Annotated in this window: 17 protein-coding genes; 4 read left to right on the forward strand and 13 right to left on the reverse strand. The window is 55.6% G+C overall.

From position 1 onward, the window contains the following. Positions 1 to 339: 339 nt before the first annotated feature. The 7 genes from dgoD to AC3Y2E_RS04030 form a co-directional block, all read right to left on the reverse strand. Complete coding sequence (dgoD, locus tag AC3Y2E_RS04000; RefSeq protein WP_379207382.1) at positions 340 to 1488, reverse strand: galactonate dehydratase; 1149 nt, start codon at positions 1486 to 1488, stop codon at positions 340 to 342. An 18-nt stretch (positions 1489 to 1506) separates the two neighbouring features. Further along, positions 1507 to 3123, reverse strand: coding sequence for a response regulator transcription factor (locus AC3Y2E_RS04005; RefSeq protein ID WP_379207384.1), 1617 nt, complete (start codon positions 3121 to 3123; stop codon positions 1507 to 1509). Beyond that, positions 3124 to 4902: a histidine kinase gene (locus AC3Y2E_RS04010; RefSeq protein WP_379207386.1), complete on the reverse strand. Its 1779-nt coding sequence runs from the start codon at positions 4900 to 4902 to the stop codon at positions 3124 to 3126. It abuts the gene before it with no gap. Next, a complete protein-coding gene (locus tag AC3Y2E_RS04015; RefSeq protein WP_190931738.1) occupies positions 4902 to 5720 on the reverse strand; it encodes a carbohydrate ABC transporter permease in 819 nt (272 codons plus the stop codon). The genes AC3Y2E_RS04010 and AC3Y2E_RS04015 overlap by 1 nt, the downstream gene beginning before the upstream one ends. Continuing rightward, on the reverse strand, positions 5717 to 6598 hold the full coding sequence (locus AC3Y2E_RS04020; protein ID WP_379207390.1) for a carbohydrate ABC transporter permease: 882 nt from the start codon (positions 6596 to 6598) through the stop codon (positions 5717 to 5719). The genes AC3Y2E_RS04015 and AC3Y2E_RS04020 overlap by 4 nt, the downstream gene beginning before the upstream one ends. A gap of 202 nt (positions 6599 to 6800) precedes the next feature. Then, positions 6801 to 8150 carry an ABC transporter substrate-binding protein gene (locus tag AC3Y2E_RS04025; protein ID WP_379207392.1) on the reverse strand — a complete coding sequence of 450 codons (1350 nt, stop codon included), beginning with the start codon at positions 8148 to 8150 and terminating at the stop codon, positions 6801 to 6803. A 227-nt stretch (positions 8151 to 8377) separates the two neighbouring features. After that, positions 8378 to 9271 carry an AraC family transcriptional regulator gene (locus AC3Y2E_RS04030; protein WP_379207394.1) on the reverse strand — a complete coding sequence of 298 codons (894 nt, stop codon included), beginning with the start codon at positions 9269 to 9271 and terminating at the stop codon, positions 8378 to 8380. A 179-nt stretch (positions 9272 to 9450) separates the two neighbouring features. Between AC3Y2E_RS04030 and AC3Y2E_RS04035 the strand changes: the two genes are divergently transcribed. The 4 genes from AC3Y2E_RS04035 (at position 9451) to AC3Y2E_RS04050 (ending at position 13796) form a co-directional block, all read left to right on the forward strand. Further along, positions 9451 to 10767 carry an ABC transporter substrate-binding protein gene (locus AC3Y2E_RS04035; RefSeq protein ID WP_379207397.1) on the forward strand — a complete coding sequence of 439 codons (1317 nt, stop codon included), beginning with the start codon at positions 9451 to 9453 and terminating at the stop codon, positions 10765 to 10767. 184 nt (positions 10768 to 10951) lie between these two features. Beyond that, the gene (gene trpB / locus AC3Y2E_RS04040) at positions 10952 to 12115 is read left to right on the forward strand and encodes a tryptophan synthase subunit beta (RefSeq protein ID WP_379207400.1); all 1164 of its coding nucleotides are present in this window, start codon (positions 10952 to 10954) and stop codon (positions 12113 to 12115) included. A 156-nt stretch (positions 12116 to 12271) separates the two neighbouring features. Beyond that, positions 12272 to 12916, forward strand: coding sequence for a TetR family transcriptional regulator (locus AC3Y2E_RS04045; protein WP_379207402.1), 645 nt, complete (start codon positions 12272 to 12274; stop codon positions 12914 to 12916). Beyond that, positions 12909 to 13796, forward strand: coding sequence for an alpha/beta fold hydrolase (locus tag AC3Y2E_RS04050; protein WP_379207405.1), 888 nt, complete (start codon positions 12909 to 12911; stop codon positions 13794 to 13796). The genes AC3Y2E_RS04045 and AC3Y2E_RS04050 overlap by 8 nt, the downstream gene beginning before the upstream one ends. 63 nt (positions 13797 to 13859) lie before the next feature. Here AC3Y2E_RS04050 and AC3Y2E_RS04055 read toward each other — a convergent pair whose 3' ends face one another. The 6 genes from AC3Y2E_RS04055 to AC3Y2E_RS04080 all read right to left on the reverse strand — a co-directional run bounded on the left by AC3Y2E_RS04055 (position 13860) and on the right by AC3Y2E_RS04080 (position 20110). Next, entirely contained in the window at positions 13860 to 14330 is a 471-nt protein-coding gene (locus AC3Y2E_RS04055) for an OsmC family protein (RefSeq protein ID WP_379207765.1), read from the reverse strand. A 103-nt stretch (positions 14331 to 14433) separates the two neighbouring features. Beyond that, positions 14434 to 16071, reverse strand: a complete 1638-nt coding sequence (locus AC3Y2E_RS04060; RefSeq protein ID WP_379207407.1) for an ABC transporter substrate-binding protein — start codon at positions 16069 to 16071, stop codon at positions 14434 to 14436. 86 nt (positions 16072 to 16157) lie between these two features. Then, positions 16158 to 17078 carry an oligopeptide ABC transporter permease gene (gene opp4C, locus AC3Y2E_RS04065; RefSeq protein ID WP_379207409.1) on the reverse strand — a complete coding sequence of 307 codons (921 nt, stop codon included), beginning with the start codon at positions 17076 to 17078 and terminating at the stop codon, positions 16158 to 16160. 18 nt (positions 17079 to 17096) lie between these two features. Next, positions 17097 to 18047 (reverse strand): ABC transporter permease, encoded by a 951-nt coding sequence (locus AC3Y2E_RS04070; protein WP_379207412.1) that lies wholly within the window; start codon positions 18045 to 18047, stop codon positions 17097 to 17099. A 31-nt stretch (positions 18048 to 18078) separates the two neighbouring features. Beyond that, positions 18079 to 19104, reverse strand: coding sequence for an ABC transporter ATP-binding protein (locus tag AC3Y2E_RS04075; protein ID WP_379207414.1), 1026 nt, complete (start codon positions 19102 to 19104; stop codon positions 18079 to 18081). Then, entirely contained in the window at positions 19088 to 20110 is a 1023-nt protein-coding gene (locus AC3Y2E_RS04080; RefSeq protein ID WP_379207417.1) for an ABC transporter ATP-binding protein, read from the reverse strand. Before AC3Y2E_RS04080 ends, AC3Y2E_RS04075 begins: the two co-directional genes overlap by 17 nt. Positions 20111 to 20115 lie beyond the last annotated feature (5 nt).

Raw genomic sequence — 20115 nt, forward strand, 5'->3', positions numbered from 1 at the left:
TACGTTCTCTAACGCCAAGGAAGGAATCCCCTTCATGAATACTGCCGTAGAAGTGACAGCAGGCCGTTCCAAGTGAAAAGTTACCTGCTTCTGCTCCAACAGGTTGTCGGGAATCCCTTGATTAATTAGGATTGCAAGGAGGGGATTCCAGACAAAACTCGCCGGAACGTAATCTTTCCCTTCCACTTGGTTGTCCACATTGAATCGACAGCCTCCTTCATTCCCTTTAGCACAGTTATGTTCTTGATCTTTCTGGCACATAATGAGCATTCCTGCCCACGCGATTTAATAGTTCCTCGCAGATCGGCACGTTCACACGCACGCACACCATCGGGTCCCTTACCACTCCGCCACCGTGCCGTCCTCCTGGCGCCACACCGGATTGCGCCAATTGTGGCCGACCGCCGCCATTTCTCTTACTTTGTCCTCGTTCACTTCAATGCCGAGTCCCGGACCGGTCAAGTTGGCGACGAAGCCGTCCTTGTAGGCGAACACCGAAGGGTCCTTCAAATAATCGAGCAGATCGGACCCCTGGTTGTAGTGAATCCCCAAGCTTTGCTCCTGGATAAAGGCGTTCGGCGAGCACGTATCGAGCTGCAGGCACGAAGCGAGCGCAATCGGTCCGAGCGGGCAGTGCGGAGCGACGGCCACATCGTAAGCTTCGGCCATCGCCGCGATTTTCCGGGTCTCGAGAATGCCTCCAGCGTGCGACAAGTCCGGCTGAATAATATCGACGATGCCTTGGGCGAGCAATTCCTTAAAGCCCCAGCGGGTGTACATCCGCTCGCCCGTAGCGATCGGGCACGACGTGTACTTCGCGATTTCCTTCAATGCTTCGTTGTTTTCCGGCAGCACAGGCTCCTCGATAAACATCGGACGGTACGGCTCGAGCTCCTTCACCAATATTTTGGCCATCGACTTATGAACCCTGCCGTGAAAATCGATGCCGATGCCGATTTCTTTCCCTACGGCCTCGCGGACCGCTGCGATCCGGGCGATCGCCGCCTCCACCTTCGGAATCGAATCGATGAAATGCATCTCTTCCGTCGCGTTCATCTTCACCGCCGTAAATCCGGCGTCCACCTGACGTCGCGCCGCCTCGCCCACATCGCTGGGACGGTCTCCCCCGATCCACGAATACACCCGCGTCCGGTCGCGGCAAGCCCCACCAAGCAGGTCGTAGATTGGGGCATTGTAAAACTTGCCCTTGATATCCCACAGCGCCTGCTCGATTCCCGAGATCGCGCTTGAGAGAATCGGTCCCCCGCGATAGAAGCCGCCGCGGTACAACACCTGGAAAATATCTTCGATCCGCATCGGGTCCTGGCCGATCAAATAGTCGCTCATCTCCGTCACGGCGGCATGGACCGTATCGGCCTTCCCTTCGACGACCGGCTCGCCCCATCCGGATATGCCTTCGTCGGTTTCCACTTTCAGAAACAGCCATCTCGGCGGAACTTTAAACAGCTCCATCTTCGTAATTTTCATCGGTTTAGGAACCCTCCCTTATGAATAGGTGTCGCGATATTCCTGCGGCGTCATCCCAAACTGCTTCTTAAACGCGTGATTAAAGGAATGAGGCCGCTGATACCCGAGTCTGGCGGCAATTTCATAGATTTTATCCTGTCCGCTGCGCAGCATATATTCCGCCTTGTCCATCCGGACGCGATGCACATAATCGCTCAGGTTGTCGCCCGTCTCCAGCTTGTAGATTTTGGAGACATATACCGGATGCAGATGGACGTAATCGGCAATCGACTGCAGTGAGACGTCCTCCGAGATGCGCTGCTCCACGAAGGAGCGGATGTTGTTGATGACCGAAGCTCTGGAATGCTGCGTATCCCGGGCCATATCGTCGCGAATCCGGTTCAGCGTCAGCAGTGACCATTCCTTCAGCTGGTTCACCGAGCGAAACGGGGTCCCGCGCGTCATCTTGTCATAGTCCGCTCCGATCACGGACGATAAACGGCGGCCGCCCTTGTGAGCGATATACGCATACGCGGAGGCAATGCAGAAATAAGCTTCGAGCAGATGCTCCTGCGATTCCGCATACCGCTGCTCCAGCTCCGCGAAGACGCTCTTCAGCTTCTCTTCGATGCCGTCCCATCTGGCCGCCTCCAGCAAATGAATAAACGACGGAGGCTCGTACAACGTCTGCAGCGATTCGATCTCCGTGGACAACGGCTCGTCGTCCAGCCGCAGGAACAGCTCCTGCTCGCTGCCGACCGTGCGGCGGAACGCTTCCACCGACCGGCTGTACAAGCCGAACAGATCGGCGGGGAACGTCCCCCAGCAGCTGACGAGCACCGATATTTTCCCTTTCAGGTACCGGTTCACCGCCGCCTGCAGCAACGACGCGGTGCGCTCCAGCCAGACGGAATCTTCCCCGCCGTCCGTGCCGGGCTTGCCTGTGAGGACGAACACGAGGTAGTCGTGGGCATCCTTCGCATACCAGCTGTCGAACCGCCCCCCGAACAGCTCCTCCACCATGTTGCCGATCGCATACTCCATCAGTGACAAGCTGTGGGCGTCGTACTGAAGAAAATATTCCTCCAGCCGAATCGTCATCAGGGCGAACCGCTTTCCGTTATAATCGGTCATTTCCAGCATCTGCATCTTGTCACTTAACGACGACTCGGACAATTTGCGTCCTTGCAGCAGGTCGTTCAGCAGATTGCCGCGCAGCAGCGGCAGGTGCTCCTTCAGCGTGTACGCGAGCCGCTGCTTGGAGACGACCTCCTCCCACTCCCGCTTCATCTTGTCCATCACCCGCCGGACCGTATCCACGAGATCCCGCTCCGTTACCGGCTTGAGCAAGTAATCCTCGCTCTGGTGGAGGATCGCTTCCTTCGCATACTGGAAATCCGAAAACCCGGACAACAAAATACATTTGGTTTTCGGCCACCGCCGCCGGATCTCTCCGATCAACTGCAAGCCGGACAACCCGGGCATCCGGATATCCGACAACACAATGTCGATGGACATCCGCTCGAGCAGGGCGAGCGCCTCCTCAGCGGAATGGACGCCGTACACTTGCTCGACGCCGACCTCGCTCCAATCGATCGTGGAGGTCAGCCGTTCCACCACATGGATCTCGTCATCCACGATTAGCAGCTGCACCATCTAGGAAGCTCCTCTCCCGTCCGGGTCGCCGCCGGGCCTGATTGCTTTCCGCCGCCAGGTCAGCACGGCCTTGAGCCCGCCTTCCGGCACCGGGTGGAACGAGAGGCCCGAGCCTTCGCCGAATTGATAAAAGAGCCGCCGGTGCACGTTCCAGGTTCCGCAGCCGATATCGTCCGGGACCTGCTGTCCGAGCTCCCGGCGAAGCGACTGCAGCTCCTCCTCCGCCGCCCCGGCTCCGTTATCCTGCACGACGATCCGGTTAAAGTCCTCATCCTGCTCTCCGCGGATGACGATCCGCCCGCTGCCCGGCTTGCGCTCGATTCCGTGGATGATGGCGTTTTCGACCAAGGGCTGAATAATAAGCCGGGGCACGACCTCGTCCATCATTCCCGCAGGCACGGCAATTTCGTATTCCAGCCGGCGCATCCGCAAATTTTGAATTTCCAAATAATGACCGATAAAATCAAGCTCATCCTTCAGCGTGACCGTCTCCCGGTCCACCCGGGTCGTATACCGGTAAAACTCGGCCAAATTTTGCGCCATCGCCACAACCGAGTCCCGGTCATCGATCATCGCCGAATTAATAATAAAAAATAACGAGTTGTACAAAAAATGCGGATGAATTTGCGATTGCAGCTGCTTCAGCGTCGCTTCCCGCGCGCGAAGCTTCTCTGCGTACACGTCCTCCACCAGCACCTGGATCTGTTCGGCCATTTCGTTATAACGCAAAATCAGGTAGTCGAACTCATTTTTCGAGCGGTAGCCGATCCGGGCCGATAAATCGCCCCGCTTCAGCCTTTGCATGCTGCGTACGAGATTGATAATCGGAATTTGCACATTGCGGTACAGCAAAAACGAAGCAAGCAGCCCCATCAGTAGAAGCAGGCCGACGGACCCGTAAAACAAGTAGCCCGTTTTCGTAATCGGCAGAAGCACCTGTTCCACGGGGGCGTAATCGGTCAAATACCAGCCGAGATGCTTCGAGCGGACGTAGCTGATCAGATAGTCTTCGCCTGCAATCGCAAACCGTTCCTGCCCTTGCTCCTTAAGCGTTTGCCCGCCGAGCAGGCGGACGATATCCTTCACCTTCTCATCCGAGGCGGTGCTGCTTGTAAGCGGTGCATAATCCGGGTGAAACAGAAACGGATCGCTGTCCTTGTCTTTCTTGAATACGTCGAGCAGCTCGTTCAAATTTTGCACCGGCACGCTGATCTGGTACAAGGCGGCCGCTTCCCCCGCCGTCCTGGCGCCCGCCGGCTCGGCCACCTCGCGGATAAACGCATCGGTAGGATAACCGCGCGAGCGGTCTTTCCCGTACGTCCAGCCGCTGCGGACCCGCTCGTCCCACGGCCAGTCCGTTCCCCCGTTTAAATAAATGTTCGACGAGAGCACTTTCCGCTCCCCGGGGAACACGATCGTCAAATCGTTGGACCAGCCGCTCGACACGCTTTGCAGGCCGAGCTTCTCGGTAATCCGCCCCTGTTCCTTCAACAGATCAGTTAGCCCCACATGACTGCGGTCCAAATAATCGCGGATATGCGGGTCCTGCCCTAAAATAACCGGAAACATCGATAAATTGTCGATCGCCGAATCGACCTGGTGCATAAACACCGACAGCTGATTCAGGTTGGACGACTGCAACTGCTCGTGAACGACCTGATTCGTGATCCGGTTGGAGAAGCTGTACAGGATCAAAACCGGTGCGAGCAGCAGCACGACCATCAGGACGATTTTGCCGAAAATGTTGATCCGGTACAAAAAAAACCGCGAAGAACCCATTATCCTTTGACGGCGCCGGCAGCCAGGCCGCTAACGATATATTTCTGGGCGAGCAGCGCGATGATAAGCACGGGCAGCGTAATGATACAAGCCGCCGCCATCAGGGCGCCCCAGTTGATTTCCGAATACGACATAAAATTAAACACCGCGATCGGAAGCGTCTTCGTCTTGTCCCCGGCGAGAATGATCGAGAACATGAAGTTGTTCCACGAGAAGATGAACGACAGCAACGACGAAGTAATAACCCCGGGACCAGATATCGGCAGGATGATCCGCAGGAACACTTCATGGTGCGTACATCCGTCAATCAGCCCGGCTTCTTCGATCTCGGTCGGCAGCGCCTCGAAAAACGAGATCATGATCCAGATGATGAACGGCAGCCCGACCAGCATATGGCTCAAAATCAGCGACGTGTAGGTATCGACCAGATTGATCTGGGAGAACAGGATAAACCACGGGATCAGGAACGTTATCCCGGGGATAATCCGCGCCACGAGAATCACGAGTCCCAGCTTGTGCAGATGGTGTCTGGCGATCGCATAAGCCGCAGGCAGGCCGAGCAGAAGCGACAGCAGCGTGGAGCCTACGGCGACGATCAAGCTGTTCCATATAAACTCCAGGAAGTCGTATTCCCGGAAGACGCTCAAATAGTTTTTGAACGTAGGCTCGAAGATCAGGATGTTTTCCGTAGACATAATCTGCGATTGCGTCTTAAAGGACGCGATCAGCATCCAGACGAACGGGAAAGCAAATACGAACAACACAAGCAGCGTCAACAGGGAAAGCAGCAGATTGACGCCTCTTTTCTTTCTCATCATGCCGCCGCCTCCAATCGTTTACGCATCCAGATCATAAACAGCGTCAGTCCCAATACAAGGGCGAAGAACAGTACCAGCAGCGCGGAAGCCATCCCCAGCTTGAAATACTGGAATCCGAGCACGTAGCCGTACAAATTCAGCGTCTCGGAGGCGAAGTTAGGTCCGCCCTGGGTCGTTGCATAGATAATGTCGAACGTCTTCAGAACGTCGATGAGCCGCAGCATGGCTGCGACGAGAATCGTCGGTCTCAGCAGCGGAAGCGTAATATTCGTGAACTTGGTCCAGGCGTTCGCTCCGTCCACATCGGCCGCTTCATACGGATCGCTGGGCAGGGTCGCGATGCCCGCCATAACGATCAGCGAGATCATCGGGGTCCACTGCCAGACGTCGACGATGATGAGCGACGGAATGACTTCGCTGGTCGAAGCCAGCCACAGCAGCGGCTTAAAGCCAAGCGACTTCAGCATCATATTGGCCGCGCCGATCGTCGGTTCGTAGATCAGCATCCAGACGAGACCCATCGCTACCGGCGTTGCGACCATCGGAAGCAAAAATACCGTTTTCACGAGGTTTTTGCCCCTGAATTGACGGGACAGCAGCACGGCGATCGCGACGCCGAGAACGACCTGGATTACCAGCGCCACGATCGTAAAATAAAACGTAGCCCAGACCGCGTGCCAAAACCGTCCGTCGTTCAGCAGCGCCATATAGTTGCTTAACCCGACCCATTTCGGAGGCGTCGTCGCCGACATGCTCCATTCGAAGAAGCTGATCCGTACCGTGTAGATAATCGGGAACAGCATCATGATGAGTACGAACACCACTGCGGGCAAGGTGTAGATCCATTTCAAATTCCGGTCGAACCAGTTGTATTGCACGGGGGTCACTCCCACCTTTCTTGCAAATTCGGAAATCGAACAAGAAGAAAAGCTTCGGATCGAAGCCTTTCGACGAAACTGTTTTCGTTGTTGTTAGGATTGCTCTTTCCTTGTTATTTCACTCGTACACGTTACAGCAACTCTTAGTGTTAAAAAGGGTCATTGGCTGACCCTTTTGAACGGATAACCGGCTGAGCGGCTGTTATTTGGCGTTGTCTTTATCCATGATCGCCTGAAGGGCGGCGTTCGCCTTGTCGGCCGTTTCTTTAATGTTCGTTTGTCCGGCCATAACCTGCTGAACGATCTCGCCTACGGCATCCCGCGCTTCGCCGACGCTGATCACAACCGGCCGGTCGTGGTCGACGCCGACTTTGGCGCTTTCCTTGATGATCGGAACGAGCTCGGCCGGGAAACCGGTTACCCCTTCGGCCATATCCCATACGGATGCGCGCGCGCCCGGATTGCCGGCTTGCTGCGTTTTCAGCACGACTTCTTTGCTGGTCGCCCATTTGATGAATTCCCACGACGCTTCCTTGTTCGCGGTTTTGGAGTTCATCGCCAGTCCCCAGGACGTGATGCTGTAAGGCTTGGAGCCGCCTGCCCCGCCCGGGAACATCGCGAAGCCGACTTTATCGGACACCTTCGATTTCTCCGGATCGGTCACGTTTCCGTACAAGGAGTTCGCATCGGTGATGAAGGCGACTTTGCCTTGGGCGAAAATCCCGAACGCCTGCGGCCAGGACATATTCAGCACTCCCGGAGGGCCGTAGTCCTTCAGCAGCGTTCCGTACGTCGTAAAAGCCTTGATCGCTTCCGGCGTATTAATCGTCGCTTTGTTGCCGTTATGGAAGTCGCCTCCTTCGGAGAAGACGAACGACGACACTTGCGTAACGAGCGGCGAACGCTGTCCCCGGGCGACGAAGCCGTATATTTCCTTGGACGGGTCGTGAAGCTTCTTCGCTGCGGCCACGAGTTCGTCCATCGTTTTCGGAACGGCAATGCCTGCGTTTTGCAACAAGTCTTTGCGGTAGTATAAAATCTCCTGCTCCGTGATAATCGGAATGCCCGCCAGCTTGCCGTCGACGGTTACCGAACCGATCGAGGATTTGGAGAAATCGGCGAAGTCGTAGCTGGCGTCCTTGTTCGGGAATTCATCCAGCGGACTTACCCAGCCGTTTTTGTAGAACAGCTTGCCTTCCTGCAGCGGGCGGTACATGAAGACGTCCGGCGTCGCGGAGTTGGCCGTAAACTGCACGGTCAGCTTCTGGGTGAGCTGATCCTCGAAGAAGCTCTGCACATTCACCTTCATGCCCGTCTTCGCTTCGAATTCCGGCAGCAGCGGCTTGATCGCCTCGCCCCACGGATGGTTCGCCGTGACGAACGTAATGCTTTTGCCCTGGAACGGCTTGTCCCCCGCTGCGGCTCCTCCTCCCGGCTGAGCGCCCTGGTTTGTATTGTTATTCGTTCCCCCTGCGCAGCCGGCTGCCAAAGCGGCCGTAAGCAAAGCGGTAACGCCGACCGATAACACGCGCTTCCCTTGTATATGTTTCATGTTGACCCTCCATCGATAGGTTTTATTTAGCCTCGGTTCCAGCTTACTCGAACTTATTTTCTCAATAAATAACTAATACTAAACATCGATAACGACATTTTAAGAAACAAGGATAAACGCCTACCGGCGTCTTTGACGCTGGCGTTTACCGAGATTTAGAGCCACTACAACGATATAATTGCTGATAAAACAAAAAAGAAGCCCTCCCGGGGCTCCTAGTAGATGGATTATTTCATTTGTACGAGGCGGTACTCCCGGGCCGAGCGGCCCTTCTGCTCCCGAAAGACGCGGGAAAACGTGCGGGAATTGTCGAACCCCACCTCATAGGCGATATCGGTAATCGTCTTATCCGTGTACAGCAGCATGTTGGTGGCGCGCTGGATGCGCAGCCGGTGCAAATACTCGACAAACCCCATACCGACGTGCTCTTTGAAAAAACGGCTCATATACGGCACGCTCAGATGGAACTGGCTGGACAGCTCGGTCAACGTCAGCTTCTCGGTGCAGTGCGTATGCAAATATTTTAAAATCGGCCATAACAGCGGCGTCTCTTCGGCCGACGGCGACGAGGTTCGGGAACCCGAAGAGGAGGCGACGTCCAGCCCTTTGCGGATAAACAGCAGCATCGCTTCGTTCAGCTTCGCCTTGATCATATTCGGCCGTCCGGGACTGCTCGTATTATGGAACTCCTGCAGCAGATGGCCGAAGATTCCTTCCATCCGTTCGCTCTCCTGGCCTTTGAAGCGCACCGACGAAGGCGTGCCCGAACCGATTCCGTACAGCATCCGCGAAAACCAGCTGTCTTCCTTCATCCCCGACAACAGCTGCAGATCGAACATGCAGCAATATTTGCGAAGCTGTCGCTCCTTATCAGTCCTGATGATATGCATATGGTGGGGAAGAATGACCGTTACACTGCCCTGCTTCAGCTCATACTCCACCCCGTTGATCGTCTCAACCCCGCTGCCTTCAAAGAAAAACGAGATCTCTGCAAAATTGTGGTGGTGCAAATAAGAATGGCGCGAATCACGGATATCGATATAAAACCGCTCGTTGCCAATAATCAGATTTGGAACGCCGCCGACAAAGTCTTCATAGATCGGTACTTTCTTCGTGCTCATGCCGCTTCGCCTCTCTATTCAGAAGTGGATTCCGATATCGAACGACCCATTGGAACATACAACTGGTAAAAAAGTGACCGATGGCGCTTAAACAATGTCGCACTCGATTCTGGTTTCTATTGTAGTATTAAATACAGCGCTTACACAAGTTAAATTTACCAAAAAGGGAGAGATCAAGCATGTTCAGACAGAGCTTGAAAACAGCAGGGGTCCTATCGCTGACAGCGGCCGTATTGTTCGGATGCTCCGGGGGAAGCAAGCCGGCGGAAGTTCAGGGCGAGAGCCAGGCCGAGAAACCTAAAGAGCCGGTAACGCTTACGTTTTACGATCCGAGCGCAGGCGTGCTCCCGGAAACGTTCATGGAGCAATACGGGAACTTGATCGTAAAAAAATATCCTCATATTACGATAAAATTTGTCTCCTCTCCCGATACGAATCCGGAAGCGCATATTACGTCCATGATTGCCGCAGGTGATCCTATCGACGTTATGCTGAATGCGGACCTGAATCACTACAGGCTGATCGCTCCTTTTAAATTCGAATACGATATGAGCGAGCTGATCAAGAAAAACAAATATGATTTGTCCCAGCTTGATCCCAGCATCCTCCAAGCGGTGCAAACGTTGTCAGGCGGCGGAATGTATGCGCTTCCCTTTCGGATGAATACCCTCGGTCTCATGTACAACAAAGACATCTTCGATCAATTCGGCAAACCGTACCCGAAGGACGGCATGACGTGGGACGAAACCTATGAGCTGGCCAAACAGATGACGCGTACGGTGGACGGAACCGAATACAGAGGATTTATTACGCAGTTCTACAATATGGGCTGGCTGAACCAGCAATCGCTAGGCTTCATCGATCCGAAAACCGACAAGCCGATCATTCATACGGATGAGAAATGGGCCGCTTTCACGAGAAATTTATCCCGGTTTTATGAAATTCCGGGCAACGTGACGAAGGAAGGCTCGTTCTCCGGGATCTCCAACTTGTTCCTAAAAAGCAAAACCGCTGCCATGTACGCCTATACGATTCCTACGACACCGCAGGAAGTGAACTGGGATGTGGTTCAACTCCCCGAATTCAGCGACAAGCGCGGCGTAGGGGCGCAGTCGATGCTGACGCTAGCCTATATCACAAGCATTAGCAAGCATAAGGAAGCGGCCTTCGATGCGATCTCCTACATGACGAGCGACGAGATGCAGACGCATATCGCGAAACAAGCTTTGGGCTTGCCTGTCATTAATAACAAACAGGTAAAAGATGTGTATGGACAGGATAACCCGAACTTGAAGGGCAAAAACGTCAAATCTCTTCTGATCAGTAAACCGGCCGCCCCGTTCGTAGCAGCACAGCACAACCGTACAGTCGCCCTGCAGTTCGAGAAAATGATGTATACGCTCACGAAAGGCGGAGTCGACGTCAATACCGCCCTGCGGACAGCGGCGGAAGAAGCGGAGAAGGAAATCGCCAAAATCAAATCGGGCAGCAAGTAATGAGCGGGTAACCGCAACCGACCGACCGAACGAAACCTTCCGGGCAACCCCAGAGCCCGGGAGGTTTTTCGGCCTTCCGGAGCCGTCCTGCCGCGGCGGCTACAATTTGCTTTGACAAACCGGACCGGCATTCATTAAGATGAGAACGGGACTTATACTTGTAATGATTTGGAGGCGTTTGCACATGAGTCAACAGGACGTGCGTGAAGGATATTTCGGAGAGTTTGGCGGCAGTTTCATCCCTCCGATGCTGCAGGAAGCTATGGATTACTTGACCGCTCAATTTTACAAGTACAAGGACGACCCGGAGTTCAAGGAAGAGTTGAACTATTATTTGCGAGAATATGTGGGACGCGAAAATCCGCTTACCTTCGCGGCGCAGCTGACGAAAAAATGGGGCGGAGCGAAAATATACTTGAAGCGGGAAGACTTGAATCATACCGGAGCCCACAAGATCAACAACGTGGTCGGCCAAATCTTGCTCGCCAAACGGATGGGCGCCAAGCGGGTCATCGCGGAAACCGGCGCCGGCCAGCACGGCGTGGCTACCGCGACGGCGTGTGCGATGTTCGATATGGAATGCGTCATCTACATGGGAGCGGAAGATACCCGCCGTCAGGCGCTGAACGTATTCCGGATGGAGCTGCTCGGAGCGAAGGTCGTTCCGGTTACGAAAGGACAAGCCCGGCTGAAAGACGCGGTAGACGAAGCTTTGAACGATCTCGTAGAAAATTACAAAACGACGTTTTATTTGCTTGGTTCCGCCGTAGGCCCTCACCCGTTCCCGACGATGGTCAAGCATTTCCAATCCATCGTAAGCGAAGAATCGAAACGGCAAATCTTGGAGAAGGAAGGCCGTCTGCCTGACGCGGTACTCGCCTGCGTAGGCGGAGGCAGCAACGCGATCGGCGCGTTCGCGCATTACATCGACGAGCCGTCCGTCCGCCTGATCGGCGTCGAACCGGACCAGGCCCCTACGCTGACCCAAGGCGTGCCGGGCGTCATCCACGGCTTCCGCTGCCTCGTGCTGCTCGACGAGGACGGCAATCCGAAGCCTACCTACTCGATCGCAGCCGGACTTGACTATCCGGGCATCGGACCGGAGCACAGCCACTTGAAAGTGTCCGGCCGGGCCGAATACGTCACCGTGACGAACGAAGAAGTACTGGAAGCGTTCCAGGAGCTGTCGCGTACGGAAGGGATTATCCCGGCGCTGGAAAGCTCGCATGCCGTCGCTCACGCGAAGAAGCTGGCTCCGACGATGAGCGGGGACCAGATCCTGATCATCAACTTGTCGGGACGCGGCGACAAAGACGTCGAGCAAGTATTCCAGATGCTCCATAAATAAGTTCAATCCTCACCGGGGTGCAGCGATAAGCTTGCACCCTTTTTTGCATTCACCGGCGATGCGTTAGGCCGGAATCCATGCCCCTTGTAAAACGAGTAGTCTCTCGCTATAATATTAAGCGAGAAGGTTCTCGTTTATTTTATCGAGGTGAAGCTTATGCCCAAAATTAGCGACCAACAAAAAGAAACGGTAAAAAACGATATTCTCCAAGCGGCCAAAACCGTATTTGGACGTCAAGGCTACGAGGCCGCAACCATGAAAGACATCGTCGCCGAGACCGGCCGGAGCTTCGGCGGAGTATATATGTATTTCTCAAGCAAGGAAGAGCTGTTCTACGAGCTGCTGAAACGGCAGTATGGAGCGATGGAGGTAGATATCGACGCAAACCAAGCGGCAGGATGCTGGGATGCTCTCGCCTCGTTTCTGGATCATCAACAGAAGCGGGCCGGGCTGGCGGAATCCGGATTAGCTCCTTGTTTGTACGAGTTTTTTATCGTGGGAAGACGGGACGAACTCCGCAAGCAAATGATCGCCGAGCGTTATAACGCCGTCTATGACAGCATCAAAGCTCTGATCGACAGCGGAATCCGCAGCGGTGAATTTCAACCGGTCCAATCTTCCGATACGCTGATCCACTTCCTGATCTCGTATTTGGACGGCATCTTCGTGGAAAGCATTATTACCGGGGATGAACGCATCCGGATTCAGGATCAATTCGAGCTGCTCAAGCGGCTGCTGAAGTCGTCCTTGCAACCTGGAGCAATCGATCGCCCTTCTGCCGGGAGGAGTTCCATTGACTAGACCGCTGTCGATCTATAAAAGAGAATCGGACTCCCCAAAGCTGCTGAATGCTTACGATACCGTGATGAAAAGCTGGAGCTGCCCGTACGAGGTGTTTACGATCTCCACCACTTACGGCGCTTGTCACGTTATAGCCAGCGGTCCGCGGAACGGCGAGCCGTTGCTGTTCGTTCACGGAATGACGGTTAATTCGTCGATCTGGTATCCGACGATCAACGAGCTGCAAGCGTACCGCACATACTGCATCGACGTCCCCGGGGATTTCGGCAAAAGCACGGTAACCAGACGCATCCGTTCGCCCGGCGACGCGATCGATTGGCTGGATCAAGTCGCCGCCGCCTTAACCGCCGGGCCGATGACTCTGGTCGGTCACTCCATGGGAGGCTGGTTGTGCGCAGGTTATGCGCTGGCACGGCCCTACAAAATCAGCCGGCTCCTTTTGCTCGCGCCTATTGCAACGTTTCAGCCCGCCCCTATTCTCAAGCTGCTGAGGTATGTCTACCCGGCTATGCTGATGCCCGCTCCCCGGCTGATCAAACGCGCCTGGAGCTGGTTTTGTGCGCCCGGGAATTCGCTGCCGCCGGATGTCATGGAGATGGTAACGGCCGCTTATACTTATTGCCGCTCGCAGTTTGCTGTTTTTCCCGGCGTATATCCGGACAATGCTTGGGCGGGATTCGAAGCTCCCGTATTACTTCTAATCGGCGATCACGAAGTGATCTGCAACCCGGAGACCGTACGGCGGAAAGCGGCCGGACTCCTCCCCCATGCCCATATCCGAATAATCCCGCAAGCCGGCCACTGTCTGACCGTCGAGCAGGCGACCGTCGTAAACCGCGAAATGATTAACTTCCTGAACACATACAAAGCCGATACCTGATCCAGAGGCTGGACGGTATCGGCTTCATCATAAAACATCATTTGCTGCCCTTGCTGATCGTAATCAGGAAGGCTCCGGCTCCGTGCTGTCCGCAGGCGGCGCGGTCTCGACGCCGTTAAGCACGAGGTGCGGAATAATCGCCGCCTTCAAGGAAGCGGCAACCGGGCAATACTGCTCCGCCTCAAGCTTGATCGCCTGCCAGATCCGGGAAGCGGCCACTTCGCCCTTGGCGTCGAAGGTAAGGTGCACCTCCGTCACCCCGTGCGGGATCTCGTCGGCGCGAATGCCGTCCGCCGTAATCTCGAGCGACTCGAGCGATTGACGCATTTTCTCGAGCAGCTTGGTTACGCCGATGCCCATGCAGCCGATCAAGCCCATGATCACGAGCTCCAGCGGGCTGTTGCCCGAACCGTCGCCGCCGTTCTCCGTATTCGAATCCATCACTAGCGGGTATCCGCTCGGGCCTTTCGCTTCGAAGCGGCGCCGGCCGAGCCACTGTGCAGTCACTTGAATTTGTTTTTTCGCTTGAGCCATACCGCTCACCCTTTCTCTCTTCTTGTGCAAGACGTTCACCCTGTCCCGGCCAGTGCGGCGGAACAAGGCGAACGAGCCGTCCTCGTCTTGTCGTCTTGCCGTCTTATTGCGCTACGTCCCACTCATGCACGTCATAAGTCGTTCCGAACAGGCGCGGTTCGCCTTTCGTCACCCGTTTGTTGACCGCGATCAGCGTCGGGTTGTAATACAGCGTGAGCAGCGGCATATCTTTTTGGACGATAACCTGAACTTGATCGTAAATCTGCTTGCGCACCTTCTCGTCCGCTTCCGACTTGCCCTTCTCGAGCAGCTGGTCGACTTCCGGATTGCTGTACGCCGGCGAATTGCTGTTGCCCTTGCTGTGATAATACGCGGACGAATCCGGGTCGATATTCATGTACATGCCGGTGAGCAGCAGATCGAATTCATGCTTGAGCGATTTTTGGCTGACCGTCGCGAAATCGTACTTGCTGATTTTCGTCTTGATGCCAACCGCCTTCAAGTTTTCAGCGATAATTTGCGCCGATTGCTCGCGGATCAGGTTGCCTGCCGGTACGACGAAATCAAGCTCCTTGTTCGCATCCCATCCGGCTTCTTTCAGCAGAGCTTTCGCTTTCTCCGGATCGAACGGAGTCGGCTTGAGCGATTTGTTCTGGTACGCGCTTAAGGACGGATACACGCTATCGAAAATTTCTGCGTCGCCCTTCATCAGGTTGTCGACAATGAGCTGGCGGTTCGTCGCGTAGGCGATCGCCTGGCGCACCTTCACGTCCGGGATTGTCTTCGTATTGATCATCATTCCCTGAATCCCCACTTGAGGCTCCAGCTTCGTGCGCAGGTTCGCGTTTTTCTTCACCGTCTCGAAGTCCTGGTCCGGCAGATTGCCGATGCCCAGCCCGTAGTTCATATCGATTTCCCCGCTTTGCAGCTGGGCTACGAGGTTGGCGCTAGGCATTATTTTGACAAAGATTTTGTCCAGCTTCGGCGTTCCGCGGTAATACTCTTTGTTCGCGGCAAGCTCTACGTATTGATCTTTCTGGTATTGGACGAATTTGAACGCTCCGCTCGTGACGTCGGGCTTTTGCATGAACGGATGCTTCGCGAGCTCCTCAGGCTTCACGTCTTTCAGCACATGCTTCGGCAGCGGCTTGAACTTCATGCCGAACTGCTCCTTAATTATGTTAGGGTCTGTCGGCGTTTTCGCTTTCAGCTCGAACGCCTGGGCATCGATGACTTTGAATCCCGATATGTCGGTTTTGCCGTCCTCCAGCTTGCCGTCCCCGTTTACACCTTCCAGAAACGAAATGCTGGAGCCGAGGCTCGATTCGGCCTTCGGATTGGCGATCAGCAGCAGCGTGAACGCGACGTCATCGGTCGTTACCGGCTTGCCGTCAGTCCATTTCGCTTTGGCATTCAGCTTGACCGTGTACGTTTGTTTATCCTTCGTATCGAACGACTCCGCGAGCTGGGGCAAAAACTCCAGCGGCTGAATCCGGTTCAGCAGCGGCTCGAACAGCATCGTGCCGATTTCCGCGGACGACAAGTCTTTGGAGCTGATCAACGGGTTAAACGAGATCGGGGCATTAAAGACGCCCACGTTGACGATTTTCGGCTTGCCCTTCGATTCGCCGGTTGCACCGCCGGCTTCCGGCGTTTGTCCCGAATTTTTGGACGAGCAGGCAGCCAGGAGCAGCGATGTGGACAGAAGCAGAATGGCGGCTGATTTGAACAGAGGTTTCATGTGTACGGTCCCCTTCTTTTTCTTAAATTGTGTCTATGGAGTCCTCTTCGCAGGAAGACGACATCTATGTGGTGAACCATAAACCGTTAGCTTATACTCTTCGGATCGAGCGTGTCGCAAATGCCGTCGCCGATGAAGTTTACCGACAGAACCGTCAGTACGATCATCAGTCCAGGCGGAACCCATAACCAGTACTGGTTGGCAAGCGTCGTCAGGCTTTGCGCTTCGGTCAGCATATTGCCCCAGCTCGCCGTCGGCGGCTGAACGCCTACGCCGAGGAAGCTGAGCGAAGCTTCCGTCAAGATCGCCGTCGCTACGCCGAAGGTCGCTTTGACCAGAATCGGCGCCGACGCGTTCAGCAAAATATGGCGGAATAACAGTCGGTGGGTCGGCAGCCCCAAGGCGATACCCGCTTTGATGTAATCGGCCTGCTTGATGGTAAGCACGCTGCCGCGCACAATTCTCGTAACCGCCGGCCAGCCAAGCAGCCCGAGCACCAGAATGACGTTAAACAAACTCGGTCCGACAATGCTGACCAGTACGAGGATCACGAGCAGCGCCGGAAACGACATCATAATATCGACTAGCCGCATGATCAGCGTATCGACCCAGCCGCCGAAATAACCGGCCAGCAAGCCGAGCAGCGTGCCGATGACCATATAGATGGCGACCGCGCCGATGCCTACCAGCAGCGATACCCGGGAAGCGTAGATCAGCCGGCTGAACACATCCCTGCCGATCTGGTCGGTACCGAGTAGGTAGTCCGCCGACGGCGCTCCCTGGAAAACCGCCGTGACCTCATACGGATCGTGCGGCGCCAGCCAAGGGGCGAGCAGCGCAACTGCGGTCAGCACTATCATAAACGCCAGACCGGCCACCGCCAGCCGGTGCTGCCGGAACCGGGCCCATCCCGATCTCCCGCTTCCCTCGTCCGCATCCGTCCACGGCTGTCCGGGAAGGGAGCCGGCAGCGGCTGCCGGATCTGTCTTCCGCTGTTGCTGTTGCATAAAACCTCCCCCTCCCTTCTATCGGTAACGGATGCGCGGGTCCGCATACGAATATAAAATATCGGTAATTAAATTAACGGTCAGGACGACGACGGCCGCCCATAAGTTGATCGCCATCAGGACCGGATAGTCCCGGGACAATATGGCCTGCATCGTCAACTGACCCATCCCGGGCCATTGGAACATTTTCTCGGTAATGACCGAGCCGCCGATCAATACCGAGATATCGAGACCGATCACCGTAATGACCGGGATGAGCGCGTTGCGGAACCCGTGCTTGACGACCACGTAAAAAGGCTTGACGCCCTTGGCCTTCGCCGTCCGCAAATAATCTTGTCCAAGCACCTCAAGCATGCTCGCCCGCACATAACGGACCATCTGTCCCGCAATCCCCGTGCTTAATACGAGGGCCGGCAGCACCAGATGCTGCAGCAAATCGCCGATTCCTTCGTCGCCTCCCAGCGTTCTCATACCGCCCGACGGCAGCAGCTGCCAATGAAGCGAGAATAAGTAAATGACCGTTAAGCCGAGGAAGAAGTTCGGGATCGAGATCCCCAGGAACGACAGGCCGGTAATCGAATAGTCGAGCTTGGAATAAGGCCGGATCGCGCTGATCATGCCGATCGGAATGGCGATGAGATAGGCGACTGCAATCGCCGCTCCCATCAGCAGCAGCGTAGGTCCGATCCGCTCCAGCAGTATCGTCGTCACCGGCTCGTACGAGCTGAACGAATACCCGAAATCCCCTTTCAGCATATTGCCGAGCCATAAGAAGTATTGGACCCAAAGCGGCTCGTTGAGACCAAGCTGCTCTTTCTTGAGCGCGATCTCGGTTTCCGTCGTATGCGGATCGATGTACATGTCTACCGGATCGCCGGGCGACAGATTGATAATAATGAAATTTATAACCGTTATGCCGAACAGCACGGGGATCGCGAGAAGGACCCTGCGTACCACGTATGCCATCATGAGCGTTTCTCTCCTTCGTGTCGCGGTTCGTTTAATGAAGCGGGAAGTGGCAGGCCGCCACATGATCCCCGCTGCCCGCAAGTTCAGGCTCCAGCTCGCTGCATACAGGCTGCGCGAAAGGGCATCTCGTGCGGAACCGGCATCCGGACGGCGGATTCACCGAGCTGGGGACTTCCCCCTCCAGCACGACCCGCTCCTTTCCCCGTTGCTTCGGGTCGGGCACCGGATACGCGTCCAGCAGCGCTCTCGTATACGGGTGCCGGGGAGCGCGGAACAACGTTTCCGTTTTGGCGATCTCTACGATTTTGCCCAAATACATAACCGCGATCCGGTCGCTTATATACCGGACGGCTCCCAGGCCGTGCGCGATAAATAAGTAAGAGAATTGGAACTGGTTTTGCAAATCTTTAAGCAAGTTCAAAATTTGCGCCTGAATGGACGCATCAAGCGCCGATACCGGCTCGTCGCAGACGATCAGCTTCGGGTTCAGCGAGATCGCCCTCGCCACCCCGATCCGCTGTCTTTGTCCGCCTGAGAATTCGTGCGGGAAGCGGTGCTTGTGCGCCTTCGACAAGCCGACCAGCTCCAGCAGCTCCTCTGCCCGGACGTTAGCGGCCGCACGTTCCATCCCGTGCACGATCAGCGGTTCGGCAAGCAGACTGCCGATCCGTTGTCTCGGATTCAAGGACGAATACGGATCTTGAAACACGATCTGCAGCCGCTGGCGAATACTTCTCATCTTGCTGCCGGTGAGCGACGTAATATCCTGATCCTCGAACCGGATCGTTCCTTCCGTCGGGTCCTCTAGCCTGACGATCAGCTTGCCGGCCGTTGATTTGCCGCAGCCGGATTCCCCCACCAAGCCGACCGTTTCACCCGGGTAGATGGACAACGAGAACCCGTCCAGCGCTTTGACGAACGCTTTTTGCTTTAGAAACAACCCGCTTCGGATCGGATAATATTTCTTGAGCGCCTCGACTTGCAGCAAAGGCTGCCGGATCGGTTCTATCTGTGCATTCGATCCTATCTGTTCAATCGGTTCAACGGACTTGTCCATTTCCGGCCTCCTGTTCCCCCGGCCGGTTCGCAGCCGCCAAGTCGTTTGCAAACCAGCAGCGGGCCGAATGATGTTCTCCTGCAGGAAGCAAGGGAGGCTGTTCGGCACGGCATTGGTCAGCCGCATAAGGACACCGGTTGTGGAACCGGCAGCCTTCCGGCATCCGGGTCAGACTCGGAACCGTCCCGGGGATGGCGGGCAGCCGTTCGCCTGAAGGCGCATCGAGACGCGGGATAGAGCCCATTAAGCCCTGCGTATACGGATGCTTCGGCGCTGCGAACAATGTATGCACGTCCGCTTCTTCGACGACTTGTCCGGCGTACATGACCAGCACCCGGTCAGCCATCTCCGCAACGACACCGAGATCGTGCGTAATAAGCAGCATGGACAGGCCGTATTCTTGTCTGGCCGCTTTTAATACGTTTAAGATTTGCGCCTGAATCGTTACATCCAGCGCGGTAGTAGGTTCGTCGGCAATGACGAGACGGGGCTGGCAGGCGAGCGCCATCGCGATCATCACCCGCTGCCTCATCCCGCCGGACAAAGCGTGCGGATACTCCTTCATAATCGCTTCCGCCCGGGAGATGCCGACCTTCTTCAGCAAGCCGACCGCGTATTCCCGCGCTTGCTTTTTGCCCCACTTTTTATGAATCCGGATTCCTTCGGTGAGCTGGCTGCCGATCGAGAACACCGGGTTAAGCGAAGTCATCGGCTCCTGAAAAATGATCGAGATTTCGTTGCCCCGGATTTGGCGCATTTGTTCGGGAGTCGCCTCCAGCAGCTGCCTGCCCTCAAGCGAGATCGTCCCTTGCTTGACCCGGCCGTTTTTGCCGAGCAGTCCGAGGATCGACAGAGCCGTCACACTTTTGCCGCTGCCGGATTCTCCGACCAGTGCGACGGTCTCGCCCTTGTACAGATCAAAGCTGACCTGGTCGACTGAAGTCACTTCGCCTGCCTCCGTACGAAAAACCGTCAGTATCTGATCCACTTGCAGCAATGTTTCCATGGTTT

The sequence above is a fragment of the Paenibacillus sp. MAH-35 genome (assembly GCF_058135425.1).